This window comes from Prosthecobacter sp. Pr1 (assembly GCF_057652315.1).
The window spans coordinates 217,301-243,573 of sequence record NZ_JBYFBS010000001.1 but is presented as its reverse complement, the minus strand read 5'-3'; the positions used below and the strand labels follow the sequence as shown (position 1 = coordinate 243,573).

The 26,273-nt window shown below is 58.1% G+C and carries 23 protein-coding genes; 11 read left to right on the top strand and 12 right to left on the bottom strand.

What is annotated here, in order from left to right; translation table 11 throughout:
• Nucleotides 1-60 precede the first annotated feature (60 nt).
• Complete coding sequence (locus AC24GY_RS01125) at nt 61-2,214, top strand: TonB-dependent receptor family protein (protein WP_487679575.1); 2,154 nt, start codon at nt 61-63, stop codon at nt 2,212-2,214.
• A gap of 75 nt (nt 2,215-2,289) precedes the next feature.
• On the opposite strand, the gene AC24GY_RS01120 is transcribed toward AC24GY_RS01125, so the two are convergent.
• Nucleotides 2,290-4,623 (bottom strand): WD40 repeat domain-containing protein, encoded by a 2,334-nt coding sequence (locus AC24GY_RS01120; protein ID WP_487679573.1) that lies wholly within the window; start codon nt 4,621-4,623, stop codon nt 2,290-2,292.
• 60 nt (nt 4,624-4,683) lie between these two features.
• Nucleotides 4,684-6,162 (bottom strand): sialate O-acetylesterase, encoded by a 1,479-nt coding sequence (locus AC24GY_RS01115; RefSeq protein WP_487679571.1) that lies wholly within the window; start codon nt 6,160-6,162, stop codon nt 4,684-4,686.
• 58 nt (nt 6,163-6,220) lie between these two features.
• Here AC24GY_RS01115 and AC24GY_RS01110 point away from each other — a divergent pair, with 58 nt between their 5' ends.
• Nucleotides 6,221-7,018, top strand: coding sequence for a hypothetical protein (locus AC24GY_RS01110; protein WP_422322150.1), 798 nt, complete (start codon nt 6,221-6,223; stop codon nt 7,016-7,018).
• Here AC24GY_RS01110 and AC24GY_RS01105 read toward each other — a convergent pair whose 3' ends face one another.
• Complete coding sequence (locus AC24GY_RS01105; RefSeq protein ID WP_487679569.1) at nt 7,019-7,909, bottom strand: polysaccharide pyruvyl transferase family protein; 891 nt, start codon at nt 7,907-7,909, stop codon at nt 7,019-7,021. It abuts the gene before it with no gap.
• A 140-nt stretch (nt 7,910-8,049) separates the two neighbouring features.
• Between AC24GY_RS01105 and AC24GY_RS01100 the strand changes: the two genes are divergently transcribed.
• The 3 genes from AC24GY_RS01100 to AC24GY_RS01090 are packed head-to-tail and all read left to right on the top strand — an operon-like array spanning nt 8,050 to nt 9,464.
• Nucleotides 8,050-8,568: a hypothetical protein gene (locus AC24GY_RS01100; protein ID WP_422322148.1), complete on the top strand. Its 519-nt coding sequence runs from the start codon at nt 8,050-8,052 to the stop codon at nt 8,566-8,568.
• A 42-nt stretch (nt 8,569-8,610) separates the two neighbouring features.
• Nucleotides 8,611-8,985, top strand: coding sequence for an ArsR/SmtB family transcription factor (locus AC24GY_RS01095; RefSeq protein ID WP_487679567.1), 375 nt, complete (start codon nt 8,611-8,613; stop codon nt 8,983-8,985).
• Nucleotides 8,982-9,464 (top strand): SRPBCC family protein, encoded by a 483-nt coding sequence (locus AC24GY_RS01090; protein WP_422322146.1) that lies wholly within the window; start codon nt 8,982-8,984, stop codon nt 9,462-9,464. Before AC24GY_RS01095 ends, AC24GY_RS01090 begins: the two co-directional genes overlap by 4 nt.
• Here the strand turns inward: AC24GY_RS01090 and AC24GY_RS01085 are convergent.
• The 4 genes from AC24GY_RS01085 to rseP form a co-directional block, all read right to left on the bottom strand.
• Nucleotides 9,448-10,932 (bottom strand): glycosyltransferase family 4 protein, encoded by a 1,485-nt coding sequence (locus tag AC24GY_RS01085; RefSeq protein ID WP_422322145.1) that lies wholly within the window; start codon nt 10,930-10,932, stop codon nt 9,448-9,450. The two genes, AC24GY_RS01090 and AC24GY_RS01085, sit on opposite strands and share 17 nt — an antisense overlap.
• Nucleotides 10,933-11,176: 244 nt before the next feature.
• Nucleotides 11,177-12,769 (bottom strand): serine/threonine-protein kinase, encoded by a 1,593-nt coding sequence (locus AC24GY_RS01080; RefSeq protein ID WP_487679564.1) that lies wholly within the window; start codon nt 12,767-12,769, stop codon nt 11,177-11,179.
• A 77-nt stretch (nt 12,770-12,846) separates the two neighbouring features.
• A complete protein-coding gene (locus tag AC24GY_RS01075) occupies nt 12,847-14,016 on the bottom strand; it encodes a glycosyltransferase family 4 protein (RefSeq protein WP_487679562.1) in 1,170 nt (389 codons plus the stop codon).
• Nucleotides 14,017-14,028: 12 nt separating this feature from the next.
• Nucleotides 14,029-15,543 carry an RIP metalloprotease RseP gene (gene rseP / locus AC24GY_RS01070; RefSeq protein WP_487679560.1) on the bottom strand — a complete coding sequence of 505 codons (1,515 nt, stop codon included), beginning with the start codon at nt 15,541-15,543 and terminating at the stop codon, nt 14,029-14,031.
• 283 nt (nt 15,544-15,826) lie between these two features.
• Here rseP and AC24GY_RS01065 point away from each other — a divergent pair, with 283 nt between their 5' ends.
• Together AC24GY_RS01065 and AC24GY_RS01060 are read left to right on the top strand one after the other, a co-directional pair.
• Entirely contained in the window at nt 15,827-16,495 is a 669-nt protein-coding gene (locus AC24GY_RS01065; protein ID WP_487679558.1) for a DUF3313 family protein, read from the top strand.
• Nucleotides 16,496-16,636: 141 nt separating this feature from the next.
• Nucleotides 16,637-17,098, top strand: a complete 462-nt coding sequence (locus tag AC24GY_RS01060) for a hypothetical protein (protein ID WP_487679556.1) — start codon at nt 16,637-16,639, stop codon at nt 17,096-17,098.
• Nucleotides 17,099-17,151: 53 nt separating this feature from the next.
• Here the strand turns inward: AC24GY_RS01060 and AC24GY_RS01055 are convergent, their stop codons facing one another.
• From AC24GY_RS01055 to AC24GY_RS01045, 3 genes are all read right to left on the bottom strand, one after another.
• Nucleotides 17,152-17,613: a RidA family protein gene (locus AC24GY_RS01055; RefSeq protein WP_422322139.1), complete on the bottom strand. Its 462-nt coding sequence runs from the start codon at nt 17,611-17,613 to the stop codon at nt 17,152-17,154.
• 22 nt (nt 17,614-17,635) lie between these two features.
• Entirely contained in the window at nt 17,636-18,235 is a 600-nt protein-coding gene (pgsA, locus tag AC24GY_RS01050; RefSeq protein ID WP_422322138.1) for a CDP-diacylglycerol--glycerol-3-phosphate 3-phosphatidyltransferase, read from the bottom strand.
• Between the two features lie 128 nt (nt 18,236-18,363).
• The gene (locus tag AC24GY_RS01045) at nt 18,364-19,227 is read right to left on the bottom strand and encodes an alpha/beta hydrolase (RefSeq protein WP_487679554.1); all 864 of its coding nucleotides are present in this window, start codon (nt 19,225-19,227) and stop codon (nt 18,364-18,366) included.
• 96 nt (nt 19,228-19,323) lie between these two features.
• Here AC24GY_RS01045 and AC24GY_RS01040 point away from each other — a divergent pair, with 96 nt between their 5' ends.
• From AC24GY_RS01040 to AC24GY_RS01025, 4 genes are read left to right on the top strand one after another with little or no spacing between them, the layout of a single operon-like run.
• Nucleotides 19,324-20,274 (top strand): phosphatidate cytidylyltransferase, encoded by a 951-nt coding sequence (locus AC24GY_RS01040; RefSeq protein WP_487679552.1) that lies wholly within the window; start codon nt 19,324-19,326, stop codon nt 20,272-20,274.
• A 41-nt stretch (nt 20,275-20,315) separates the two neighbouring features.
• Nucleotides 20,316-23,393 (top strand): PSD1 and planctomycete cytochrome C domain-containing protein, encoded by a 3,078-nt coding sequence (locus AC24GY_RS01035; RefSeq protein ID WP_487679550.1) that lies wholly within the window; start codon nt 20,316-20,318, stop codon nt 23,391-23,393.
• Nucleotides 23,394-23,424: 31 nt separating this feature from the next.
• Nucleotides 23,425-24,240, top strand: coding sequence for a hypothetical protein (locus tag AC24GY_RS01030; protein WP_487679548.1), 816 nt, complete (start codon nt 23,425-23,427; stop codon nt 24,238-24,240).
• Nucleotides 24,237-25,367: a hypothetical protein gene (locus tag AC24GY_RS01025; RefSeq protein WP_487679546.1), complete on the top strand. Its 1,131-nt coding sequence runs from the start codon at nt 24,237-24,239 to the stop codon at nt 25,365-25,367. The genes AC24GY_RS01030 and AC24GY_RS01025 overlap by 4 nt, the downstream gene beginning before the upstream one ends.
• An 8-nt stretch (nt 25,368-25,375) precedes the next feature.
• Here the strand turns inward: AC24GY_RS01025 and AC24GY_RS01020 are convergent, their stop codons facing one another.
• Nucleotides 25,376-25,651 carry a Txe/YoeB family addiction module toxin gene (locus tag AC24GY_RS01020; protein WP_487679544.1) on the bottom strand — a complete coding sequence of 92 codons (276 nt, stop codon included), beginning with the start codon at nt 25,649-25,651 and terminating at the stop codon, nt 25,376-25,378.
• Nucleotides 25,648-26,268, bottom strand: coding sequence for a hypothetical protein (locus AC24GY_RS01015; protein WP_487679542.1), 621 nt, complete (start codon nt 26,266-26,268; stop codon nt 25,648-25,650). Before AC24GY_RS01015 ends, AC24GY_RS01020 begins: the two co-directional genes overlap by 4 nt.
• Nucleotides 26,269-26,273 lie beyond the last annotated feature (5 nt).

Genomic DNA, 26,273 nt, shown 5'->3' with positions numbered 1-26,273 from the left:
GTATAGTCATCCAACTCACTATCGCAGTCTGCTGCGACAGAATCTCAAGACCGACCTTTGATGAAGCCCATTGCCCCTTCCCATTTCCCCCGCACCGCTGGTACCTCACTTGCTGCCGTTGCCCTCCTTTTCCTTGCCATAGCTTCCCATGCTCGGTCCCAAAGCGTTCGCAATCCGGCAAGCAAACCGAGTTCAGACATCGTCACCGAACTGCCAAACATCGTTATCACGGCAGACGCTCAAGAAGAACCTCAGGTCAAAATTCCCTACCTGCCGCCCGTCGAAGGCACCAAGATTTATGCAGGCAAGAAAGCGAGTTCCTTGAACATCCAGGCACTCCCTGAGGTGCAGGCCAACAACTACAGCCAGGCCTTTGCCATGACGCCCGGCCTGATCACTGCTGAAGAAAGCACTCCGCTGGTAAGCCTTGGCTATCGTGGGATCGGCTCGCCAGATCGCGCCCAGTATTTCATGATGCTGCAGGATGGCATCCCCATCGCCGCAGACCCTCAAGGCTACCCCGAGTCCTACTGGACCCCGCCGCTGGAGTCCACCCATCGCATCGACTTCGTCCGTGGCGGCGCCTCGCTGCTCTACGGCCCGCAGCCGGCCGGTGCCATGAACTACGTCTCATCCATGCCTCGCACGGACCGCCTCTTTGGCATGCAGACCAAGCACATTTTTGGCAGCAACGACCTCTACTCCACCTTCACCTCCATCGATGGCAGCGCTGGCAAATGGAGCTGGTACGGCTGGTTCAACCACCGCTCCGGCACCGGGTTCCGCAAAGCCAACAGCGACTTCAACGTCGATGGCGGCCGCTTGAAACTCATCTACCAGCAGGCCACCGACACACGCTGGATTTTTTCCCTCGATGCTGGCTCTGACCGCCATGGCGACCCCGGTGGACTGACCGCCTCGGCCTATAACGCCGACCGCAATCAAACCGTGCGCACCACCGACCGCTTCCGCCTGAGCCGCGTCGTCGCCAGCGCAGAGCTCCAGCACAAGTTTTCCAGCCAGACCGAGCTCAGCGTGAAAACCTGGGCCGGTGCCTATGACCGCTGGAGCAATCGTCAGACAGGCGGCTTTGGCACCGTCACCGCCCCTACTACGGCCATCCAGCACCAGCAGTTCTACAACTGGGGTGTCGAGCCCCGCATCCGCCACGATTATGAGCTCTGGGGCGGCAATCACTCCCTCGCCGCAGGCATGCAGTTCTACATGTGCCGCTCTCCGCGCAAGGACGCCACCGGAGCCTATCCCACGGACAACATCGGCACCGTCAACACCGTCGCTGCCCGTGATGTGATCTACGGCTCCGTCTTCCTCGAAAACAAGTTCACCTTCGGCCGCCTCACCGTCACGCCCGGTTTCCGCATGGAGATGGTCAATCAAGACATCACCGTCAGGAACATCGGTGTCACCACCACGCAGCGGGATGCCAGCAAGTTCGACAAGCAGCCGCTCTTTGGCCTCGGCCTCTCCTACGATCTCGGCAACCAGACCGCCGTCTATGCCAACATCTCCCAGAGCTACCGTGCCACCACCTTCGGCCAGTCGCTCATCCCCGCCGCAGGTGGTACGGCCAGCGATGTCGCCCCATCCCAGGGCTGGAGCTACGAACTCGGCCTCCGTGGCAATCCCAAACCCTGGTTCACCTATGACACCTCCTTCTTCCTCGTTGATCTCGATGACAAGATCGGCACCGCCGGCCTGAACATCCAAAGCGTCGGCCGCAGCATCAACTACGGCTGGGAAGGCGCCGCACAGTTCGATGTCATCGGCGGGCTCGATGCGCTCAACGGCACTCATCGTGGCGAATACCTCGGTGCCCTCAATCTCTACGGCAACATCTCCGTGCTCGAAGCCCGTCTCTCCGGCGGCGTCAACAACGGCGGCACCCCGCAGTACGCTCCGCCCTACATCATCCGCACCGGTGCCATCTACAAACGCAAGAGCGGCCTGAAGATCGCCTTCCTCGGCACCTTGATGGCCCGCCACAATGGCACCGACAACGCCGACGGCCGTTTCGACATTCCCGCCTACACCACCTGGGATCTCACCGCCGAAGTCCCCCTCGGAAAAAACTTCTCCGTCATGGCCGGCCTCAACAACGTCTTCGACAAGCACTACTACTCCCTCGTCAACAGCAGCGGCATCATCCCCGCCTATGGCCGCAACTTCTACGTCGGCGGCACCTTGAAATTTTGATCTGAATTAGGTTGGATCAAGTCCCTGCGGGGCGCGGAAGTGGTGTTCCGCGTCCCGGCAGGGAAAAAGTGGTCTCTACTTCAGGCGCCAGCACTCGATGCGGCTCCGGTCAGCCCTTCCTGACGGCCGGCTTGCATGCTGGACCATGATGAAAAGAAAACGTCCGTCACGGGACGGCACCACTGTCTCCATCCAGTTGCCCGTGTATTTGATGCCAAAGCGGGAAGTTCCATCCATGGAGTAAACACCCAGGCCGTTTGGCTCCGCGTTGGCAAAGAAGCACTGCGAGTCCGCGGTAAAACCAACCGGTCCAGACTGCATACGTCTGCCACGAAACATCGACTGCATGCGCTTCGTGATGACATCCCACAGGATGACACGATCATCCTCCGCCACAGAAATGAGCTTGGTGGAGTCCGGCGAAAAAGCGTACTTGCTCGGGTAGGACGCATGTCCCACGAACTCCGTGACCAGCTCCCCCTCTTTGGCGGAATCGAGGAGCTGGATGGTTTTGAACTCTTCATCCACCAGCGCTATCCACTTCGCATCGGGTGAGAGTTTTGTCGTTCTCCTGCGGTTTGACTGAAGCTCCTTCGTCCACAAGGTTTTGAATGTGATCTGATCCATCCGAACGAACCGTTCCTGATTGCTCTCGCCTTCAAACAATCCAAACGGCTTGTCAGCGGCAAGTTGAAAACTGAACTGCGGCTCCACCGACTGCCAGGATTCTTTTCCGCTCGCCACATCCCAGACATGGATCTGACCCATCGAGCTTGGAGCATGAAACAGCAACTGGGTGCCATCAGGGTTGAAAAACACGTTCAAGTACTCGCCTGACTGGGCAATGCGATGCTTCTCCTTTCCACTCCCCGCATCCAGCACACGCACACCTCCGCCTTCGTCACTCATGCCCACGGCAAGCAACGAACCGTTGGGGTGGATCACCATGCTGTGTGCCAGCCCATCCAGTTCCACAGACCATTCAGGCTTATCCAGATATTTTTCCGGCCGCTTGAGTTCCTGGATCGCGAAAGAGCCGATCTTGAAATAGGCTCTCAGCAAACCACGAACTTCGTCTGCCCTCTCGTCGTTCCAGGAGCGCTCAATGGAAAAGTCTGGAGTGATCTTTTTCAGCAGCGACGCCAAGTGGGTCACATCCTCGGGCCTCAGACGATCAAGCTCCGGATCACTTGCCAGCAGCCTGATGAGTTCCTTTCCTGCACGTGGTCGGCGCTGTTCCAGCCTGGTGAGAAACACCGTCTGCGGCGTCGATCCGCGGGCGCCATTTGACTCCGTGTAAAACCATCTGGCCACTGTGGCCAAGTCCGTTTCATCCCCAAGATCTGCCAAAGCTGCCATCACCTCGGCACGCTCCCAGCCCCCGTATTTACTGGCGTGATACTGCATGGCCTCAACTTTCACCTGTCTGGCCCGCGCCGGATCAGCATCCATGGCAGCCGTGTAGTGTTTCAAGGCCGTCAGGTCTTTGGCATTCTCAGGTGAGAAAAAATGTTTGGCATAGGTGATGATGAACCTTCTGCCTTGTCTGGGGTCATCAATGGCTGGCTCCTTCAGCCCCGCTCTGCGACCCGTCTGCAAAAACTCCACCAGTGCCGCAGCTCCAAGTCCACGCACCGCACGGATCATCTCCTCCTCCGTGGCATACCAGTCCTGCCACTGCCCGGTGGACATTAAGACGCCATCGGCCATGTAGAGCATCAGCCAGGCACGAGTTTTGGGCGGCAGCTTCTCCGCCTGGCTCCAGAATTGTTTCAGGGCAGGCTTGGCCTCTTCCTGCGGCGGTGAATATCCCATGGAGGCCCGCTTGTGTAAAAAACCATGCCAGCCTAGCCAGTCCATGTTCGACTGCCTCTGCTCCCACCACGTCTCCGCATTGGGCTGAAACGCCTTTTGGGCATCATTCGGATCCCGGAAATCGCAGCCCACCATCTGCAGGCATGTGCGCGCCACATCTGCCACTGTCTGCGGGATCGTTACCATCTCGGGGCCAATGAGGTCTCCACTATGGCCGAAAGGAAGGGTCGGGGTGAAATCATTCGCCAGCCTGATGCACACCGGCACAAAGTCAGGCTTCTCCTGGGCTACGAGCGCCAGAACCGCCAGACAGCGTATTGCTGCATCTCCCTGCTCTGCGAGCCTGACCAGTTCGGCGCTCTCGAGCTCGGCTGAGCAAAGCCCCTGAAGAGTATCCCATGCGGCACGGATCTTTTTCACCCGCTCGTAACCCATTGGCTGCCGATTGTAGAGAAAATCCGCGGTCGAGATGAACGGCAGTTCTTTCTTGAGGGCCGTCAGCCGGTCCTCGGTCTCAGACGCGAGGGCCGGAGTCGTCCAGAGGGCAGCCCACAGAATGATCCTTCTCCAGTCATAAGCAGAAACTCGTTTCATGATGAAAACGAGTATGCCCTCCCATCAAAAGGACTGTCAATCCTATCTCACCAAGGCACATCACTTCCGAAATGGCGAAGCCGGAATGCCCGCACCGTTGAAGAGCGAGGCCACGGGATTGTCCTTCCACGCATACCGCACCTGCTTCGGGTCGGCGACGGCCTTGGATGAGACGACAACCGTCTCGCCCTCGATCTTCGCCTCAGCCGCATGCCACTGTCCATCCACTCCGGCGATTTCAAACTCACCAAGCTCACCTTTCGCGTTCAACCCCTTGGCATGCGTGAAAGTGATCACGAATGCGCCGCCCTTGACCGTGGCTTGGTCAATCAGCGGCCCGGAAGTGTCAGCCACATCCTTGTGATACACCGAACCCAGCGCCCACTGCGCGAGGCGGCGGCCCACTTCCTGTTTGTTGGCTGGATGAATGTTTTTCGCCTCGCCAATGTCGAGCGTGATGGCCATGCCGCTGTTCGGAATCGTGCTCAGTGCGTTGAGCATCTGCTCGCGCACAATCGGCCATCCGTCACCGACGCGGGTAAAATTCGGCAGCTGCACCCAGGCAAAGGGAAACTCGTCGTTCCAGCGTGTGCGCCAGTCCTTGGCGAGCAGCGTGAGCTGAGCCTGGTAGAACGACGGCTTGGGGCCGTTGCTGTTCGCCTCGCCCTGATACCAGATGGCACCACGAATCGCATAAGGGATGAGCGGCGAAATCTTGCCGTTAAAGAGGCCCCCCACATTCCCTTTGCGCTTGCGGGTTTCGATCGGGTCACGCGGCTTGCGCGGTGCGGATTTTCCCTCCGCCTTAGCCGCCTTCACCTCCTCGGCCCATTTGGCCACTTGACGCACATAAACAGCCTTCACCTTGGCTTCATCAAATGCTGCATCGTCCCGCTTCAGCGCCTCAAAGAAGGGCTTCAATTCCGCGCTCGCATGCTGTGCCTCAGGACTGATCCAGGACTCGATCGGCGTGCCACCCACGGAGGAATTGATGAGCCCGACCGGTTGCTTGAGCACCTCATAGACATTGCGGCCAAAGAAATACGCCGTGGCAGAAAAACGCCCCACCGTCTCGTGGGAGCAGATCACCCAGGTGCCTTTGCCCTGCGACTGCGCCGTGGCGGCAGCCGCGCTGCCTTCGGTAAACATGCGGATCAGCGGCACATTCGCCGCCGCCTGGCTGGCCGGGTAATCTTTGGCGCTCTGCACGGTCATCGCCATGTTGGACTGCCCCGATCCGAGCCACACTTCGCCGACCAGCACATCGTTGATCGTCTTGTCACCAATCGTCAGCGTCTGCGGCTCAATGGAAGCAGTCAATGCATCCAGTTTGACCGACCACTGGCCGTTCGCGTCCGCCTTGGCCGTTTTCTTTTGACCCGCGATGGCCACGCTGACTTCCGAGTTCGCGTCCGCAGTGCCCCAGACAGGCACCGGCTTGCCGCTTTGCAGCACCATGTGATCGGAGAAAATCGCAGGCAGCGTGACGGCGGCCTGAGCGGACAAGGAAAGAAGAAGGAATGAGGTGAGTATCTTCATGGCAGGGAGGGATGAGAAGAGCCTTGTCAACGTCAGGACCCGCACCATTGCTTCACAAATGTCTGCCGCCCTTTTTGCCGCCGGCCTCGGCGATGTGATCCGTGTTTGCTATCAGAATGCCAGCTACCGCGTGCTGAGCGAGACCACACAGCCGGTTCCCGTGATCATGGCCTCTCACAATCCGTTTTCGATCGAGATCTTTCGCCATCATCGCAACGCGAAGAATTTCATCCTCTACGATCTCGCGCACAAATATGTGGAGTTCTTCAACGCCGGCCTGCGCGGTGTGGACATCAGCCGGGAGCTGTGCGCCTTTGCCGGTGTGGACTATGCGCAGCTCATCCGCGGCCCTGCAAACGGCCATGTCCCCGTGTTTGACGCACCGGACAACATTCCTTCAGACGGACACATTGTGTTCCAGCCCTTCGCAGGTGTGACGGAGCGCTCCCTGCCTCCTGATTTGATCGAAAAGACTCTGCAAGTGCTCAGGAAACTGCCGTGCCGGGTGTTCATCGTGACGCGCAGTTATCCCCGTTCCGGCGGCGGCAAGCTTGTCCACAACGCAGAAGACGGGCGGGCTTTTGCAGGCGGCAATGTAACCGTTCTCGAAAACCTCTCCACACCTGCGACACTTAACCTCGTGAAAAGCTGCCGCGCCTATGTGGGCAGCTGGTCCAGCCTGCAGCAGGCCGCTTGGTTTGAGCACAAGCCCGTTGCCGTGTTTTACCCAGCGGACCATGTCGATGTGAGAAAGAAGACGGACTACGCCTTCGGCATGGATCGCGAAAACACACTGGGCCGTGAATTCCCGCAGGCGGATGCAGCTGAGCTGGCGGCCTTTCTGCAGCGCTGTTGATCACCTCTCGATGAAACGCCGCAACACCTCAAAGTGACCGGCGGCGGATGCGGTCGAAGCGGCATAATCTTCCTGCCGCAATTTGTACGGCACCTCCGTGGGTGTGATGAATGGCACGCGGCTTGTTCTCGAAAAAATCATGCCATGATAACGTCCTGTGATGACGAACCGTGAGGAGGCGATGCACCGATACGCTGCCTCAGGGTCTGCTGCGTTGATGGTCTTCGAATCGGGGAAACGCTGCGCCGCTTCCTCCAGCATCCAGCCATCATCCACCAGCGCGCCCATGCGCAGCCATGACACCGGAGCACCGCTGGCCGCAAACTGGCGCAGGTAGTGGTTGATGAGCGCATTGCGCGGATTGACCAGGCCGGCGGGTACAATCGTCACACCTTCTGCAAGGCCCTGCTGCAGCACACCTGCCGGATGATAAAGATACGCCGCATCTGGGAAGAAAACAGCGTCGGCTCTGCCGCTGATCTCCCGTGCGATGCGGACACACTCGGGTGAGCGCAGAGTAATGAAGGCTGCCTGCTGCAAATACGGCACCCATGGCTTCAGTGACCGGGCATAGGCGGAATCACGTTGCACTTCAAACTGAAATCCACAGGACAGAATGCCCCAGGGAATGCCGCTCTCGATAGCCGCATGGATGTAAAACCGCATGCACCGGAAATGGGGCGACTCCCCCTCTTCGGGTTCCGCTCCGGCATTGTGCAGCACCCCGCCTCCGCCTATCACGATCATATCCAGATCGTCTGGCAGGCTGGATGGGAGGTCTGAATTGTAGAACACCAGTTCATGCTCGGGCAGCTGTTGCGCAAAGACGAGTGGATAGGTGTCGTCACCGATGTTGCCGTACCCTGATGCTCCGACGAAAGCGATTTTCATGCACCGTCATGCTACCACAGAATGGGATGAGAAGGACAGTCCATGGATGAGCAAAATCGGGAAAAACACAGCGTGCAAAATTTCACTTGAATTATTTAACCATTTGGTTAACTATTCAGCCGGTTACAAACCATACTCCTATGAAAACAAATCTGCTTCTTATCACTCTGTCCCTCCTCTCCCTGGTGCTCACCACCTCTGCAGGCGAACCGCCCAAGCCCTACACCGGCTCCGCCGAATTTGAAAAACTCAAAACACTGGCCGGCACCTGGCAGGCCAAAGTGGACATGGGCCAGGGCCCCATGACCGTGACGACCCAGTACCGCGTCATCTCCGGCGGCAGCGCGCTGGAAGAGCGCATGTTTCCCGACACCCCCAAGGAAATGGTCACCCTCTACCATGAAAAGGATGGCAAGGTCGTGCTGACCCATTACTGCATGCTGTGCAACCGGCCCAGCATGACGCTGGTGAAGACCGATGACAAATCCCTCACCTTCGACCTGGCCAAGGACAGTGAAATCAAAGTGGAAACGGAGAAACACATGCACTCCGCCGTCATCACCTTCGTGGATTTGAATCATGTGACACAGAACTGGACGTTGTTCGACAACGGCAAAGCCCAGGAGGACCATTCATTCCAGTTTGAGCGCGTGAAGTAAGCCCGCTTGCCAGCGCGCCACGCAGCATCCACTCGTTTCTCCATGAGACGCGCCCCCCAGCCTCTGCTCCTTGATCTCGTATTCGCCGCACTCTCCGATGCCACACGGCGGGGGCTGCTGACACGCCTGATCGAGGGAGAGGCCACGGTAGGGGCGCTCGCAGAGCCCTTGCAGATGTCCCTCCCGGCCGTCTCCAAGCATCTGCGCGTGTTGGAGGATGCAGGACTGCTCAAGCGCCGGATCGAAGGACGCACCCATTACATCTCCGCCAATCCCAAACCCCTCCGCGAAGCAGTGAACTGGATCGAACGCCACCGCCAGATGTGGGAAGGCAGTTTCGACAGACTCGCCGCCCTCGTGGAGCAGGCCCCGCCAGAGCCACCCGCCCAAGAACAGACCAAACCTAAAAAGTCATGACCACTCTCGTCGCCGAACAAACCCTCAATCTCACCCGTCGCTTCAAAGCACCGCGCGAGCGCGTCTTTGCCGCCTTCTCCAGCGCCGAAGCCATCCAGCAATGGTTTGGCTGCGGACCTCCCCACATCATCGAATGCAGCGCCGACTTCCGCGTCGGCGGCAGCTACCGCACCAGTTCGTACAATCCGGAAACCTCCAAAGCCGTTGTTGCCGTGGGTGTTTACCGTGAGATCACACCGCCCTCGAAGATCGTCTACACCTGGAAATGGGAGAACGATGAAGACTGGGCAGACTGCGAGTCACTCGTCACCTTTGAGTTCAAGGCCGTTGGCGATGAAACCGAACTGCATCTCACCCAGACCGGATTCCCCAGCGACGACAGCTGCCAGAAGCACACCTACGGCTGGAATGGCTGCCTCGACAAACTGGCGGCCCTGCTCGCTGGAACTCCTCAGCCTGCTTTCAAGCATTGCTGCTGAACAGCCGGGATCGAGCATCCTGCCGCCGCTTCGCCTGGCACGGAGCGGTGGCCAGCAGCTCCTGAAATTGCCGCGCCACAGTCTCCCAGCGGAAGGCCTCACCGCGCACGTGCACCAGTCCTTCTGCGGCAAGACGGCTGCGCGCATCTCGGTTTTCATGGAGCGACTGCAACGCAGCCACGAAGGGTGCCTCATCGACCAAGGAGCCGGTCGTGTTGATCTCAGGATGAATAAGCGTGCGTGAACACGGAATTTTAATCGCAGGTCTGGCCCACTCCCCCAGGGCAGAAGATTTGGGCACGATTTGCGGAATGCCGCAGGCCATGCCTTCCATCGTGGTCAGCCCCCAGCCTTCCCCCAGCGTGGTGGTCATCTGCACATCGAGACAGTTATAGACGAGCCTCAACCTGTGTACGTCCTGCAAATCCCGGATGTCTTCGGCACCGGTGAGGATCAGACGGTCAGCGACACCGCAGTAGGCGGCCACTCTGCGCAGATCCCAGCCCGTGTCTTTTTGAGCGCAGTGCAGGAGCAGATAAGCGTCGGCGATGTTGTGCTGTTTGATCCAGGCGGCGAAAATCTGAATCGTGAGATCGAGCCGTTTGCGCGGCTGGTTGCGATTGACGTTGCCCACGATGAATGCGTCCGGCGATACATCGAGCCGCAGCGTCTGCCGTGCCGCAGCACGATCCCCTGGCCTGAATATTTCTGTATCGATGCCATGCGGAATGATCTGACGCTGGCCGGTGAAACCTGCGTCGCAGGCAGCACGGTGGCCAAACCTCGTGTACCACACCGCCGAGTGCAGCCGGTTGATCTCCGCCATGGCCGCAGGGTCTAGGTGACCGCCATCCACGGGCATGTAACCGATGACCGGTACTCCGGCGGGCGCGATCCTGGCAAACTGCGCCACGTTCCACCAGTCGCTGTTGATGATGACGGCAGCGGGATCAAACTCGGCGCAAAGATCCTGGAAACGGTTCATCCCCCACATGTCACCTCCCTGCTGCGCAGGCATGATGCGATAAGGCAGATCATGGTCCCCACCATCATAATTCACGCCAGAGACCACGATCTCCCAGTCATGCCGCAAATGATTCAGAATCGCATGAGTCACAGTGGCAAAGCCGGTGGGCACCAAGGCATCTCCGATCCAGAGCAGCCGCGGCTTGGTTCGCCGGGCCGTGAAAGAATGACGCGACACTCCGGCAACCGCCGCGCGACCGCTGTCACCGGAGTTGAAGGTCAGACCGCTGGCCATCACCGGCATCACAGTCCCCCCCGCTCCACCAGCTTCAGTTTTCCGCTTCGTTGTTTGAGAATACACGGCAGGCTTCCGCTGCGAGAGCTTCGTCCCAGTGGCCGGTAAAGTTTTGGATTTCACTGCCTTTCGCCTTCTGTTTTTCGAGGTCGAGGTGTTGGTGGCTTTGGCGGCCAGTTTTGCCATCGGTTGCTTTTGAGTGATCATGATGAGTCTCTTGAAATGTCATCTCTGCCTTTCAGCGCCTGCATTTTCCGAAATCATGCCCTGCTTGAGAAGCGCACTGTACGATTTCGCCAGTGGCAGCAGCGCATCATTTGGAAACGAGGGAGCCAGCGGTCTCCGGGCGACTTCGTTTCCATAAAGGCAATCAGGGTGTTTTTCTCCTTTTTGCAAGACTTCCGGGCAAAAAATCCGCAAAATAGTATTTATTCATCACAAGAAGAAGCCTCTACTTGTCGTCGTGAACTCCGCAGTCAGGCAGCAGGGCTCGGAGCTGTTCCAGCACGGCACCCTCGAGCGGCGGGATCCCCCCGATGCGCAGCAGCCGCAGCTGCCGGCAGGCAGCAATGTAGGGTATGGCCGCGGCAGTCACCGCTGGACTGGACATCAAATCAAGACTCGTCAGCGTAGGCATGGAAACCAGGCTCTTGAGCGCATCCGTCGGCACTGCCAGCCCATGCAGGTTAAGGTTGGAGACCGTTCCGGCGTCTCGAATCCGGGCCACGAGTTCATCATAAACAGCCACGTCCGTCACCGGCACCACCAGAAAAGAGACACGCCAGACGGTGAATGCGCCTGATGGCAGGTCTGCCAGCTCATCCAGATCGGCAGAGCCTCCCATCGCTTTCTCGGAACTGGCGGGGGTCTGCACATTCACCACGCCGCCATGCTCTACGACGAAACGCGCGAGCGCCATCTGCTGCGGGTTCACGTCAGGAGATAACGGCCGCCCCGCCTCAGCGGCTTTCGGATTCGCCTCGGATGCCGCCGCCAGCAGACCCGATTGCCATGCCACGGCAAACCCGCCCCCAAGCAGCAGCAGCGCCGCAGCTACCCAAGGCAGCCAGCGCCTGCCAGCCCCGTCATCCTGCCGTATTTTGAGCGTCACTGCGCCGGTGGGAACAGCCTCCTCTTTTTTTCCCGCCGGTGCGGTGAGGCTTGGAGACTGTCTGCGAAAATTTTTCCAATTGTCGCTGTTCTTGAAGAGCTTTTCCAGCACCTGCGTCATGTCACGCACATGCTGGTAACGTTTCTCGGGATTGTTTTGCATCGCCTTGCTGACGACAGCATCGATGCCCTTGTCCGCACCAGAACGAATCGAGGGCGGCTCCCACACCCCCTTCGGAACATGCCCGGTGAAGAGCTCATAGATCATCACTCCCAGCGAATAGATGTCCGCCCGGTGGTCGATATCCCTGCTCTGATCGAGCGCCTCGGGCGCGATATAATCAGGCGTCCCAATAGTCATGCCTGTGGCCGTGTAATCGACTGACTGCGGACCAATGACCTTGGCCAGGCCAAAATCGGCGACCTTCACATTGCCACGCTCATCGACGAGAATGTTGGCTGGCTTGATGTCACGATGCACAATTCCGTGTTCATGGGCAAACTGCAGCGCCTCGCAAACCTGGGTGATGATTTTGAGGATCTGTCTCGGCTCAGGTGGATCACGCTTGAGCAGATGCTGCAAATCCATGCCGGAAACAAACTCCATGACGTAGTACATCTGGCCGTCGGGGGTTTCACCAAAGTCGTAAACAGCGATGATGTGCGGGTGATTTAGCAACGCGAGCGCATGCGCCTCCCGTTTGAAGCGTTCAGCAAAGCTCTCCTTGTTCCGATGCACCTGAGGCAGCAGTTTCACCGCCACCGTGCGGTTGAGGCTCTTCTGCACCGCCTTGTAAACCGCGCCCATGCCGCCCCTCTCGATAAACTGAAGAAACTTGTAGCCCGGAATCAATGCATCCAGCTCCTCCGTCGATGGCGGAGTAAAGGGCTCGAAATGAACGGCATCCCCCCCATGTTCATTCACCTGGTTCATTCCGATGAATTAAGAACAACGAGGCGCTTTAGCAAGACCCTAGACAACGCAGGGCAAAATAATCACTAGAAACCACCTCACGCCGCCTGGTATGCCGCCAGCAACTGCCCCACGCTCCGCTTCCAGTTCAGCTCCTGGGTCAGCCGTGCATGACCGGCGGCTCCCAACGTTTGACGACGGGGCTCGTCGTCGAGGAGAGTGAGGATGGCATCGCCCAGCTTTTCAGCCGAGTTTTCCATGACGTACACCGCGCTCTCACCCGCTGAGAACCGGCCTTCCACGGTGCCAAACATGACCATCGGTTTGGCGAAGGCCATGTATTCCAGCACCTTGTTCATGGTGCAGTGGTCGTTGTAGGCGTTGATGGGGTCGCAGGCGACGCCGAGGTCCATGGTACGTAAAGCACGGCATAGAAACTCGTCGCTGACCCGTCCGGGCATGCTGAGGTAATCCTGCAAGCCAAGCAGGTCACGCAATGCGACCAGATCCGCATGCTCCGCGCCGGAACCCATCAGCAGAAACTGCACATCCGTGCGCTGACGGGTTTTAACGATGTGATCCGCGGCGCGCACGAGGTAGTCCACGCCATCCGCATTGCCCATGACGCCTATGTATCCCACCAGGTACCGTCTCCCGGCACGCAGTGCTTCATCCGGCTGCGCAGCGGTGTTCATGCGGCTCGGCGCTGTGCGCACCACAAAGGCTTGGTCCTCACGCAGCTTCCCACGCTGTTTCACCGCTCTCAGCACGCTCTGATTCGTGGCGATCACCACATCCGCCAGCGCAAGTGTGCACCGCTCGGCAACCCGCACCGCCAAGTACATCAGCCCACGCCTGCCAAATTTCGCCTCAAACATCTCCGGCCACAGATCATGCACATCAAAGATGACTTTCACGCCACCAAACAGTTTGAACGGCAGCGCCACGAGAAACAGCAGATCCGGCGGATTGCAGAGGTGAATGACATCAAAACCACCACGCCGCCAGGCTTTAACGGCACACCAAAACTCCCCCCACAAAGCGGAGGCGTATTCCGTGATGAATCCACCCAGCGATCCTGCCTCCCCACTGATCCAGTGCCGGTAGATTTGGATGCCTTCCAGCACTTCCTCCGGCTGCGTGTAGCCGCGCATCTGCGGGCAGATGACCGTGACCTCATGCCCCGCATCACGCAGGGCGCAGGCCTCCTGCCACACGCGCCTGTCGAAGGGAACGGGAAGGTTCTCAACGAGGATGAGGACGCGCATAAGCGGCGGAAATTACGCGCCTGCGGCGCCACGCTGCTCTTTGGAGAGCCACTCGATTTTCAAGACCTTGCCCTCTTTGGCTCCACCGCCAAAGAAATCCCCCGTGTCCTTGAGGGTGACAAAAATGATGAAGCCAAAGAGCATCAGCGCACACGCAGTTTGCACGTACTCCAGAATCCTGCCCTGCGGCGGCTTGCGGCGGATCGCCTCAGCAGCAGCCATGGTGATGTGCCCGCCATCCAGCACCGGGAAGGGCATCATGTTGAGGATCGCCAGGTTGATGTTGAACACCACGCTGAACCAAAGAACCAGGCGCCAGCCGTCCGGGTGCTGGAACAGCTTGTAATACAGACGGCCCACTCCCACCGGGCCGCTCATGTGCGCAGGGCTGAGATCAGACTTCGGTGAAACCAGCTTGGACACCAGATTGCCCATGTGCCGCACGGCATCGCTGATCTGCTCCCACGGGGTGATAACGCTGGGAGTACGCTTGCCTTCCACATCCCAGGCCACGCCAATCATGGGGTATTCCTGATGATCATCCGTGACCTCCTTGAGATTGTTCTTGTCCGGGATGCGCGGCAGGATGGGGATTTGGATGACCTTGCCCGCACGTTCGATGTCCAGCATGATGGTCTTGCCCGCCGTGGCTTTGATGTAATCGCCCAGATCCCCCATGCTGCGCAGTTGTCTGCCATCAGCACGCAGCACCAGGTCATCTGGTTTGATGCCCGCTTCTTCCGCCGGACTGTTTTTAGCAACACCCCCGACCATGGGCGTCATCTGGCCTTCAAGGCCGATGGAACGCAGTTCGGGCCGTTTGAAGATCGAGCGCCACCAAGAAACCGGCTCCGCCTTTTTTTCGCTGTTGGGCCAGGCCTTGGGATCCACATTGAACTTCATCACTCCCTGTCCAGGACGCTCCACCTCGAAGGCGATCGTGTCACCTTCGCTGGCCACCACGCCCCAGCGCACACTGTCCACCAGTCCTTCGAAGCGCTTCACGGGCTGACCATCCACCTGAAGGACCTTGTCCCCCGGAAGAATGCCCGCTTTTTGAGCCGGACTGTCTTTGGCCACATAGCCGACGATCGAGGTGGTGTGGGATTCGCTCTCCGGCTTGCCCACAACCCAGACGGCCACGGCAAACACACAGGCAAGCATGAAACTGAACAGCGGACCCGCAAAAGCCACGATGGCCTTGTCCAGCGGCGTGATCGCCGGCAGCCCTTCCTGGTTCACCTCACCTTCGAGCCCGCCCATCGGGGCCATCTGCGGCAGCGCCACAAAACCGCCCGCAGGAATGCTGCCGAGGCCGTACTCCACGCCATTAATGGTCTTTTTCCAGAGCGGCTTGCCAAACCAGATGTAGAACTTTTCGACCTTCAGCCCGCGCCAGCGTGCCGCCAGGAAGTGGCCCCACTCGTGAACCACGATCATGAGATTGAACACGAGGATCACCTCCAAAATGAGGATGATGAATCGGAGGATTTCACCGAAGGAACCGAGAGAGGAAAGCCATGCCATAAAGTTGGAAGGAAAAGATCAGGCGGAGCGCGGCGGAATTGCCGGAGCACTGCATGACCAGACGGGAAAGCTAACACCCCCCCATGGTTGGCGCAAATGTTGCGGGGAAGTTTGTGTTGGGGCCGATATATGAAATATTTGCCATCCCCCTTTCTCAAACGTATCCCAATACCGTTCCATGATACTGATCCGTGCTTCTCTCTTCCTGCTCATCCCTTGGATGATGATTTCCTGTCGTACCGCCAAAAGCGTGGTGGCCGCTGTCAATGTTAAGCCCACTAAAATGCTCCCACACGGAAGCGAGCTAAAGGAAAACCGTAAACGCTCGCCTTTCATCGGCAACTGGTGGAACACCGACAAGCGAGTTCTGGACGCTGCTGAAAAGGTGAAGTCGATCTACATAGCCCCCGTGGTCTCCGATGAATTGCGGCCCATGCTGCAAAAATTCACCCAGGTGGAGTTCAGCAAGAAACGGCGTGAAAAGAAAATGAAGGGCCTGCTCACCTACGCTCACGATAAATTTGTCAGCGCCTTCAAGGCGAACAAAAAATCGCGCTTCACCGTCGTGGATGCTCCTTCCAAGGATGCCATGACCCTGAAACTCTCCATCATCGAGTGGGAACCCAACACCTACTCAGGACTGGTGGTGCGGGAAGCCGTGGACCTCGTGACTCTGCCCATGGTCGGTGGCAGCTTGCTTGGAAAACCTTCACGCGGCACCATCGCCATTCAAGGTGTCCTGACCGAGCCCAAGACCGGCAAGTCCGTCTTCGAGTTTGCCGACAAAGAAGAGGCCAAAACCCTGTTCTTCTTCTTTCCCCAGGAGCTGTTTCCTACCGGTCAGGCCAAGTTCGCCATTCGTGAATGGGCTCGGCAGTTTGAAAAGATCATGAGCTCACCGCCCGACAAGCAGATCAGAGACAGCATGCCCTTCCAGATCATTGGCTTCTAAGATCGCTGAAGTTTCCCAAGCGGTTCGCTCATAAAATTCAGAACCACTCTATTCGGGCGGAATTATACCCCTGTCGCGTGGTCGTTTACTCATTGCCAAGAGGGCGGAATTGGTGCGCTAATCCTGCGCACTCCCTTCGCCATGAAAAAGCCGTTCCTTCAATCTCTCCTGATTCTGCTCGTCGGTCTTTCACTGACCCTTACTGCCTGCCAGTATCCCTACGCCTACAACGGCTCAGGCCCCTATCGCGGCACCTTCATTCCTTACAACACCACCGGACGTGGCCCGCTGGGCGATCTCGCAGCCAGCACCCTTGGCTCCAATCGGGACCACTACTATTATGTGATTCGCGGCGCAAACGCCGGCACACGCTGCTACTCCGCCCGTCCCTATTACACGGGCATCTACAGCCGCCCGGCGGCCTACCCGGTCTCATATCAGCTGCACCCCTACTACTCGAACGGCATCTACAGCAGCCCGTATTACACCCGCAGCCCTGCGTACAGCAGCAGCTTCACCAACCGCCCATGGGGTGGTGGCTACGGCTTTGGCCAGCCCTTCAGCTGGGGCAGCGGCCTGGGCCTCGGCTCACGCTGGTTCTGAGCCCCGTTTCAGTCCGCTCTGAGCAACCTGCGCTGTTGGCCAGCGCAGGTTTTTTATTGCAGCTCAAAGATGCCCTCGATCTCAACGGCGATGTTCCCCGGCAGCGAACCCATGCCCACCGCGCTGCGTGCGCCGATGCCGCATTCCTCGCCCCAAACCTGGCCAAACAATTCGCTGCAGCCGTTGATGACCTTCGGATGATCTCCGAAGTCTGACGTGCAGTTCACCATGCCGAGCAGTTTCACCACGCGCTTCACGCGGTCCAGGCTGCCCAGTTCGCTTTTCAAGGTGGCCAGCAAGGCGAGGCCAGTCTGCTTCGCCGCAGCCTTGCCCGCTTCCAGATCAAGATCCGCACCGACCCGGCCGGTGAGATACTTCCCATCGCCAAGATACGGCCCATGACCAGAGACGTAGGCGATGTTTCCGACGATCACGACCGGATTGTAAACACCCCCGCGCGGCGGTGCGGTAGGAAGTGTGAGACCGAGGGTGGTGAGTTGTTGTTCTGCGTTCATGGCTGTGAGTTCAAAAGAAGCATCAAGCATCGTCAAACAGATGACGATTCTTCCAAAAGTAGCTGAAACCAGACACCAGCGTCAGCAGGCTCGTCAAAGAAATGAGGGCCAAAGCCACCATTCGCTCGACATCCGGACTTGCCGTGAAAGCCGGGTGAGTGAAGCCAAAGATCGGCTCGAGCGATGCCTGCCTCATCATGAAATAAATCACCGTCAGGATCTGCCACAGCATCTTGTGTTTCCCCAGTTTTTCCGCAGACAGCACCGCCCCCTGCCCCGCCGCCACCAGCCGGATTCCGGTCACGAAAAACTCCCGCGCCAGGATCACGATGGTGATCCACGCCGGCATCCGCGTCGCTTCGGGGAAGTTCTTGTCTGAGCTCAGCAGGATAAAGGCTGCGGCGATGAGGATCTTGTCCGCCAGCGGGTCAAACAGCTTGCCAAAATTCGTCACAATGCCGCGCGCACGCGCGATCTTCCCGTCAAAGTAATCGGTGGCCGAGGCAATGCCGAAGATGATCAGTGCCAGCGAAATGGTGTTCGCCCACGGGATGTAAAAACACACCACAAACACGCCCGTCAGGATCAGGCGTGAGAGAGTGAGTTTGTTCGGCAGGTTCATGCGGTGGTTGGTCTCTCTGTCTAGCGATGGAATCCCCCTGCTGTCAATGGCGGTCCTGCAACGAAAGAACATTGCTCAATGCCACTGGGCGCTGTCCAGATCAAGGGTTCCGATACTGCGGCTCAAACTCACGTTCCCGCGGGCTTTTTAAGCGTGGGCTCTCCCTTCAACCACCCCAGCGAGGCAAGGAACTTATCCGTGGCCAGCAGCGTCTCGTAGTAAAACTGCATCTTGCCGCCCTTGCCGGGATTGAAGAAGCCGTGCCCCTGCCCCTCGTAAAAGATCGCTTCACAGCGCACCCCCGCCTTTCCCATATTTGCCTTGAAGCGCTCCACGACGGCCATGGGGATCAGCTTGTCCTGCGTGCCGAGGAAGATGATCGCCGGCGGATCATCAGCACTGATGTTGTGCGCCGGAGAAAACTCTTTGAAGCGTTCACCCACTCGGGCGTAGCCCCAGCCCTGATCCGGCCCGTTGTCGAAGACAGGATTGAACAACACCAGCGCATTGGCCCTCGGCGAAATTTTCACATCGTCCTGTGGATCATCCAGTCCTTCCACCATGCCCACAAACGCCGCCAGATGCCCGCCCGCGCTGCAACCTCCGGCACCAATGCGCTTCGGATCAATCCCCAGCTCTCCCGCGTGGCCACGCACCCAGCGCATCGCCGACTTCGCATCATGCACACAATCGATGGGAGCTCCCTTGTCGCCCTTGGCAATCAACCGGTACTCCACCTGGATGCAAACCATGCCACGCGTGGCCAGATACTCACTGTGCTGGGTGAACTGAGTCGGCCCGCCGCCCACCCAGCCGCCGCCATGGAAAAACACCATCGCTGGACGTTGATCGCTGCTTTTCCAGTCCGGCGGATTGACGATGCTGAGCTTCAACTCACGATCACCCGCCTTCTTATAGGTGTGCGTGATCGGTTCTCCGGCAGACACTGTGAGAGCCAGGAAAAACAGGAACAAAAAGGAACGAGACAGCATAAATGGATCTGAACGCGCTGGTTCATGCCCGCTAAAACGCGGCCTGTGAATGCAGTTTGCAAAATAAACGGAATGGCGGTCAATCTCACCTCAGGCATGAATTTCACTTCCGACCCTGCACTGCTCTATCTTCTCGGCGGCACTCTGGGAGTACTCGTCCTCGCTTCAGTCATCGGCTGGGTGCTGGCAAAACGGGCTGTATCGGACTCTGCCAGGACAACGGTGGCAAACCTGAACGCACGCACCAAGGCCTGGTGGACCATGGTCGCCGTTTTTGCCGGCGCGCTCGCGGTGGGGCCCGTTGGCACAGCCGTGATGTTTTTCTTCAGCTCCTTCATGGCGCTGCGCGAGTTCATCACCCTCACGCCAACGAAGCCCGCAGATCACCGGACGCTCTTCTGGGTCTTCTTCATCATCACCCCGCTGCACTACTACTTTCTGGCAACCCAGTGGTACATCATGTTTCTCATTCTGATCCCGGTTTATGCCTTCCTGTTTGTACCCATGCGCTCCGCACTGGCAGGCGACTGCGAGAACTTCCTCGAACGCACCGCAAAAATTCAGTGGGGGCTCATGATCTGCGTGTATTGCATCAGCTACGCCCCAGCGATCCTCTGGCTGGATCTTCCTGACTGGCCACACCAGCGGGCCAAGCTGCTTTTCTGGTTTATCACCGTCGTCGAAATGAGCGATGTGATGCAATACGTGTGGGGCAAAATCTGCGGCAAACACAAGATCGCCCCCACCGTCAGCCCCAGCAAAACGTGGGAAGGTTTCCTCGGCGGTGGATTGACGACTGTGGGCCTCGGTGCCGCCCTGTGGTGGGCCACGCCGTTTTCACCCTTGCAGGCAGCAGCCATGGCCGCCCTGGTCGTACTCATGGGCTTTGTCGGCGGACTCGTGATGTCAGCCATCAAGCGTGATCGAGGTGTGAAGGACTGGGGCGGGGCCATCGCCGGCCATGGCGGTTTTATGGACCGGCTCGACTCGCTGGCCTTCGCCGCACCAGTGTTTTTCCATGCAACGGGCTATTTCTTTGGCCGCTGAAGCCGGAAAGCCTGGATGCACGAGCTTCGTACACCACACCCATGCTTTTCCGTGCCTTCATCGTTTCTGCCGCTCTGACCGCCACCGCATCCGCGGCGACGAAGCTCGACTTCAACCGCGACATCCGGCCCATTCTCAGTGACAACTGCTTCGCCTGCCACGGCCTGGACGCCAAGAAACGGAAGGCAGATTTGCGGCTCGATGTCCCGGAAGTCGCCTACAAGGCCATCGAAGGCGTGTTCCCCATCAAGCCCGGCAGCCCCGAGGCAAGCTCCGTCATCCAGCGCATCCTGACCAAAGACGAGGATGAGGTGATGCCACCCCCTGAGTCGAACAAGCACATCACCCCCGCTCAGGTGGAGATCCTGCAGCGCTGGATCAAGGAAGGCGCGGAGTTCAAAAAACACTGGGCCTTTGAAGCCCCCGTCAAAGCGCCACCGCCAGCAGTCAAAGGACCAGTTCAGAACGGCATCGATGCCTTCATCCAGGACCGCTTGGCCAAAGAAGGCCTGTCCCCGTCGCCAACGGCTTCCAAAGAAACTCTCATTCGCCGCGTCACACTCGATCTGACAGGCCTGCCGCCGACGCTGGCTGAAGTCGATGCCTTCATCGCGGACACAGCGCCGGATGCCTATGAAAAAGTCGTCGCCCGCCTGCTGAAATCCGAACGCTATGGCGAGCACATGGGCCGCTTCTGGCTGGATGCCGCACGCTATGCAGACACCCACGGTCTGCATCTCGACAACGAGCGCAGCATGTGGCCCTACCGCGACTGGGTCGTGCGCGCCTTCAATGCCAACCTGCCCTACGATCAGTTCACCATCTGGCAGCTTGCCGGTGATCTTCTGCCAAATGCCACCGTGGATCAGCAAATCGCGTCCGGCTTCAACCGCTGCAACGTCACCACCAGTGAAGGCGGCAGCATCAATGAGGAGTTCATCTTCCGCTACGCCGTGGATCGCGCGGACTCCACGGTGGCGGTGTGGATGGGCCTCACCGCAGGCTGCGCCGTGTGCCATGATCACAAGTTCGACCCCATCTCCCAGAAGGAATTTTATTCGCTCTACGCCTTCTTCAACAGCACCGCCGATCCCGCCATGGATGGCAACATCCTCCTCACCCCGCCCATCCTCCGGCTGAGCACTGCCGAGCAGAAAAAGCAGCTCGCGGAACTCGATCAAAAAATGGCCGCCGCACAGACGAAAATCCGCGCGACAATTCAGTCACTGAACTACACCGACCCCGCCACTCAAACCCCGCCTCCGCCGGTACAGAACAGCGAGCTCGTGTGGTTTGAGGATGCTTTCCCGGCGGGTGCCAAGGTCGGTGTCGCAGGCGAACCGACCCAACTCATCACCAAGGAAAAAGGCCCCGTTTTCAGCGGCACCACCTCACTCAAGCGCACCGCCACAGGTGTGGCGCAGGACTACTTCACCAGCGGCGCCAAATTCGACATCCCGCCAAACGGCAAGCTCAGCGTGCAGTGCTACATCGACCCCGCCAATCCTCCCAAGGCCATCATGCTGCAGTTCCACACAGCCGGCTGGAACCACCGTGCTGTCTGGGGCCAGGAAGGTGCGATCCCCTTCGGCCAGGTGCGCACGCCTGAAAAAGTACAAATGGGCGAACTTCCCAAAGCAGGCGAATGGGTGAAGCTCGAAGTGCCCGCAGAACGTCTGGGCCTCAAGCCCGGTCTCAAGGTCAGCGGCTATGCCTTCACCCAGTTCGGCGGCACCGTTTACTGGGACCGGCTGGCCATGACCTCCCGCGTCGATCCGGCCAAAGATCCGCAGTGGTCATGGAGCAAGTGGATTGAAAAAAACCAGGGCAAGCGTGTTGCTGAACTCCCCAACGATCTGCAGACTCTCGTGCGTGGCAAAAAGCCCGCCGAATGGCCCGAGAAAGACGCCACGCGGCTCAAGGAGTGGTGGTTTGAAAACGAGTATCAGGGCGCACGCAGCCTGGTGGAAGGTGCCCGTGGTGAAAAGCTCGCGCTGGAGTCCCAAAGAAAAACGCTGGATGACGTCATCCCCGCCACCTTCATCATGGCCGACCTGCCGCAAAAACGCGACAGCTTCGTGATGGATCGCGGCCAGTATGACAAGCCAAAGGACAAGGTCACCCGGGGCACCCCGGCTGTCTTTCCTCCTCTCCCCGCACAGGCCGACTACACGCGCCTCGATCTCGCCAAATGGCTCGTCAGCCCGCAGCACCCGCTCACCGCCCGTGTGCAGGTGAACCGCCTCTGGCAGCAGTTCTTCGGCACCGGCTTGGTGAAAACCAGCAACGATTTCGGCTCCCAGGGAGAGCCTCCCAGCCACCCTGAACTGCTCGACTGGCTGGCCGTGACCTTCCGCGAAAGCGGCTGGGACATGAAGGCCTTTGTGCGCATGATCGTCACCTCAAACACCTACCGGCAGAGCGCTCAATGCTCCGACCTCGCAATGCAAAAGGATCCGGAGAACCGCCTGCTCGCCCGTGGCCCGCGCTTCCGCCTGGATGCCGAGGCTGTGCGTGATCAGGCTCTTTTCGTCTCCGGCCTGCTCAGCCCCAAGATCGGCGGCAAAGGCGTGAAACCCTACCAGCCCGAGAACATCTGGGAGCCCGTCGGCTTCGGCGGCAGCAACACCCGCAACTACATCCAGGACCACGGCGAATCACTCTACCGCCGCAGCCTCTACACCTTCTGGAAGCGCACCGCCCCGCCGCCGAACATGACCTCGTTCGACGCGCCCAATCGCGAGAGCTACTGCCTGCGCCGCGAACGCAGCAACACCCCGCTGCAGGCGCTCACCCTCATGAACGACATCCAGTTCTTCGAAGCCTCGCGCAACTTCGCCCAGCACGTCATGCAAACCAACGCCAGCACGGACGCGCGCATCACCGCCCTCTTCCGCACCGCCACCGGCCGCTACCCCAGCGCCCAGGAAGCCGAAATTATCCGTCAAGATTTCACGAAGCAGCTCGCCGCCTACACCGCCAAGCCCGAGGAAGCCAAAAAAGCCATCACCTACGGCGAATCCAAGCCCGACGAAAAACTCAACCCCGCCGAACTCGCCGCCTGGACCATGGTGGCCAACCTCGTCCTCAACCTCGACGAAGTGGTGACCAAGGGATAAGCTTTCTTGCACTCACCTCTGAATATCAGCCATGAAGCTCCGAGAGCATCTTGATTCACTATCGAAGACGAAGAGACGCGTTTTAAAGAGTTTATTGAGCCAGCTTCAGCAGCAACTCATGCATTCTCGCCGTCAGGCACTCGCCACCGAGTCCAGACTCGGCCCCCCGGCATGGCACGTTATGACAAAGCGCCTGGCAGTCACTTCTCCTCTAAGCTCCGAAGAAGAGGCCGTGGCTTTAGTAGCAGAATCATTGGCGACGAATGGCCTCCGCGGCCCGTCTATTCATGGTCGCCCTAAATTGCTTGGCCGAGCGATGATGCCTCAAAAGATGACCCGAGTACTTCAGAAAGCACGCAAGGGGCGCGTCTCAAAAAAACATGCCATTCCCCCATTGTCGGACATCACCCGTTCTGAGCTGGTCAGACTTGTACAGACACACGACGAGATAGTCGGTGTGCCTTTGTTACGACCGCCAGTGTGGGCCACATTCAATGAACGTGACCACAACACCGATCCCTTTGCGGGCATTCATTCACCTGCAGCCATGTCCTCGCTACTGGCCCTTAACTGGGACGATGAACGTGAGGCACTGCTCATTATTTACCAGCCCCATCCGCGAAAAGCCCTACGATTTCCCACTTTGGCTGATGCCGTCTGGGCCTACGATGATCAGAATGGAATTCGTCGGACCGGATGGCATCCCTACTTCCTGCCTGCGCCTCCCACCGCGCCTTGCGGACGCTCGAAGCCTGTGGGAATATATTGTCGTCAGAAAGGGAGACCTGAATTGGTCCATGACCACCTCCCCTCTACTGACATCGAAGATGTTCGTGTATTGCCATGAAAACCACTTTGCGGACCAAGAGCTTGGAGTTACCCATCCCTCGACTGGATGAGAAGGGACAGATAGATTTTGAAAGCGTAAACCGCTTGTCTCAGGAGCAGATGACCAGTTGGATCACTCTGCGTTTACAGGGTCATGATAGCCTCTGCCCGCCGGACGAACGAGAAGGGGCCGCTTGGCAGGATTTGATTGCGGCTGTCTACGGGCATCGTCGTGCCACAGATGAAACATGTCGCCGCATCCGGCGGGCGTTATTCGAAATTGGCACCCTTTTCACGCGCTGGCCCGTTACTGGAGGTTGGCATCCGTTTGCTATCGAGTCATTTTTTGATCTCGCTTCTGAGGTGTTTGCTGAAAGCCGTGCAATGGGCCGGATGGCGCGGCTAGTAGTTCGGTCGGTGCACGTATTGCCTTGGGTGGCCAAAGGGCGCAATTCCCTTACCTGCGACCTTAAAGCAGCCGCCATGCAATGCCTCATCGATTTGGAACATCGCGAGAAGCCCACAATATGGGAAACACGCTGGGGCCGAGGCCGTCATCCGGAAATTGTCGGATTGGTCTTCGAAGGCATCCAGAGAAGTGCAGGCTATCGAGCCGCTTTTCGTTGGCTAGGCCGTTCACGCCCATGGAACACAGAATGCGTCCTCGACGCCCTCAGCGCTCGCTGGGGTCAGCTTCTTCATGATTGCCAAGGGCAGGATACACTAATTGAAATAATTTCGTCAGAAATGTTACCAGGGATGGATCTTAATTCCGTTCAAGAATTGGCGGAGTGGTTAGAACGCGAAAAACAAACAACACTTAAAATGAAAATGGTTGTTTCCCCTTCTTTCGGTTGTCTGGCAGAGATCGTTAAAATTGCTGCAATGAAGCCCGTATCGGTATCGAATGAAAAGGGGGAATCAGTGACTATCACTTATTCATCCGCGCAGCAAGACATCATTGATAAACTAGGCGTCATCTACCGGACAATGGTTGCGCAGAATCCTGCACTTGAAGATTACAATATTCGTGAAATCAGCGAAGCCGCCATGGCCGCGACACTGCAGCAACCAAAAAGAAACAGAATTGACCCAGCCATAGAGTTGATCAGAACAAATGTTCATCCACTGCGCAGATGCGCTTGATGCAGAGATCAGTCATCATAGTGGCCCCAGAACCTGAGGATTTTGACCCCACGCTCCTGCTGAAATACCTGGTAGACCAAGCGATGTTTGCGATTTAGGCGACGCGCTAGGCACCCTGCAAAATCCCGGGTGAGCATTTTGAAGGGCGGCGGGTTCTGATACGGATCCTCTTCTAACGCATGAAGCAAATCTAGAGACCTCTTTTTCAGACTCTGCAGCCCAGCCTGTTGCAGGCGCTGCCAATCTTTCTCGGCTTGGGGAGCCAGTCGAATTTCCCAGGTCATGCTTTTGCCAACCGAAAAGGTTTACAGGCGTCCCAAGGGATCCGCATACCTTCCAAAATAGTGCGGCGCAATTCAGACTCGGACTCCAATTCTCTAGTAACAACATCGGCCGATTCGTCCCAAGGCATTCCATCAATATCATCATCGGAAAGCGTACGGGCCTTTTCTTCCAACTCCTTGAGTTTCTGCATGACCGCCTGCAAACTTTCCTCTTTCGATATAAATGCTGCGATTTTGTCTGTGTCAGTGAATCCAGCCGTCTGCTTCCGTATGGCGGAATAAAACACAACCGGCACGCGCTTCATAGCCTTGATCTTACGGGCTTGTTTTCGCAGCCTTTCTCCAGCTTTAGCAATTCCCTCCTTCATGATTGCTTTGCTTGGCTTGCGCGAATCTGGACCCGGAATGCTAAAGAGCATCATGGCATCACTCAGCCAAGCACGCGGCGGCGGCATGAACCCTTGTTCAATGTCTTTCAAAAAGGCCAATGCCTCTGCCTCAGATCCAATCCATTTAATCGAAAAACCACGTTCAATTTCTGAAAGCAGTTTGTCTTGAATAGACTTCGCTTGTTCAGGGTCATCTTCTGTCAGAAGATAATATCGTTCATTTTGCATATGGT

What these genes read in the sequence shown, in the direction of transcription:
- AC24GY_RS01125 (WP_487679575.1), top strand. Translation starts at nt 61, where the DNA reads ATGAAGCCCATTGCCCCTTCCCATTTCCCCCGCACCGCTGGTACCTCA.
- AC24GY_RS01120 (WP_487679573.1), bottom strand. Translation starts at nt 4,623, where the DNA reads ATGAAACGAGTTTCTGCTTATGACTGGAGAAGGATCATTCTGTGGGCT.
- AC24GY_RS01115 (WP_487679571.1), bottom strand. Translation starts at nt 6,162, where the DNA reads ATGAAGATACTCACCTCATTCCTTCTTCTTTCCTTGTCCGCTCAGGCC.
- AC24GY_RS01110 (WP_422322150.1), top strand. Translation starts at nt 6,221, where the DNA reads ATGTCTGCCGCCCTTTTTGCCGCCGGCCTCGGCGATGTGATCCGTGTT.
- AC24GY_RS01105 (WP_487679569.1), bottom strand. Translation starts at nt 7,909, where the DNA reads ATGAAAATCGCTTTCGTCGGAGCATCAGGGTACGGCAACATCGGTGAC.
- AC24GY_RS01100 (WP_422322148.1), top strand. Translation starts at nt 8,050, where the DNA reads ATGAAAACAAATCTGCTTCTTATCACTCTGTCCCTCCTCTCCCTGGTG.
- AC24GY_RS01095 (WP_487679567.1), top strand. Translation starts at nt 8,611, where the DNA reads ATGAGACGCGCCCCCCAGCCTCTGCTCCTTGATCTCGTATTCGCCGCA.
- AC24GY_RS01090 (WP_422322146.1), top strand. Translation starts at nt 8,982, where the DNA reads ATGACCACTCTCGTCGCCGAACAAACCCTCAATCTCACCCGTCGCTTC.
- AC24GY_RS01085 (WP_422322145.1), bottom strand. Translation starts at nt 10,932, where the DNA reads ATGATCACTCAAAAGCAACCGATGGCAAAACTGGCCGCCAAAGCCACC.
- AC24GY_RS01080 (WP_487679564.1), bottom strand. Translation starts at nt 12,769, where the DNA reads ATGAACCAGGTGAATGAACATGGGGGGGATGCCGTTCATTTCGAGCCC.
- AC24GY_RS01075 (WP_487679562.1), bottom strand. Translation starts at nt 14,016, where the DNA reads ATGCGCGTCCTCATCCTCGTTGAGAACCTTCCCGTTCCCTTCGACAGG.
- rseP (WP_487679560.1), bottom strand. Translation starts at nt 15,543, where the DNA reads ATGGCATGGCTTTCCTCTCTCGGTTCCTTCGGTGAAATCCTCCGATTC.
- AC24GY_RS01065 (WP_487679558.1), top strand. Translation starts at nt 15,827, where the DNA reads ATGCTCCCACACGGAAGCGAGCTAAAGGAAAACCGTAAACGCTCGCCT.
- AC24GY_RS01060 (WP_487679556.1), top strand. Translation starts at nt 16,637, where the DNA reads ATGAAAAAGCCGTTCCTTCAATCTCTCCTGATTCTGCTCGTCGGTCTT.
- AC24GY_RS01055 (WP_422322139.1), bottom strand. Translation starts at nt 17,613, where the DNA reads ATGAACGCAGAACAACAACTCACCACCCTCGGTCTCACACTTCCTACC.
- pgsA (WP_422322138.1), bottom strand. Translation starts at nt 18,235, where the DNA reads ATGAACCTGCCGAACAAACTCACTCTCTCACGCCTGATCCTGACGGGC.
- AC24GY_RS01045 (WP_487679554.1), bottom strand. Translation starts at nt 19,227, where the DNA reads ATGCTGTCTCGTTCCTTTTTGTTCCTGTTTTTCCTGGCTCTCACAGTG.
- AC24GY_RS01040 (WP_487679552.1), top strand. Translation starts at nt 19,324, where the DNA reads ATGAATTTCACTTCCGACCCTGCACTGCTCTATCTTCTCGGCGGCACT.
- AC24GY_RS01035 (WP_487679550.1), top strand. Translation starts at nt 20,316, where the DNA reads ATGCTTTTCCGTGCCTTCATCGTTTCTGCCGCTCTGACCGCCACCGCA.
- AC24GY_RS01030 (WP_487679548.1), top strand. Translation starts at nt 23,425, where the DNA reads ATGAAGCTCCGAGAGCATCTTGATTCACTATCGAAGACGAAGAGACGC.
- AC24GY_RS01025 (WP_487679546.1), top strand. Translation starts at nt 24,237, where the DNA reads ATGAAAACCACTTTGCGGACCAAGAGCTTGGAGTTACCCATCCCTCGA.
- AC24GY_RS01020 (WP_487679544.1), bottom strand. Translation starts at nt 25,651, where the DNA reads ATGACCTGGGAAATTCGACTGGCTCCCCAAGCCGAGAAAGATTGGCAG.
- AC24GY_RS01015 (WP_487679542.1), bottom strand. Translation starts at nt 26,268, where the DNA reads ATGCAAAATGAACGATATTATCTTCTGACAGAAGATGACCCTGAACAA.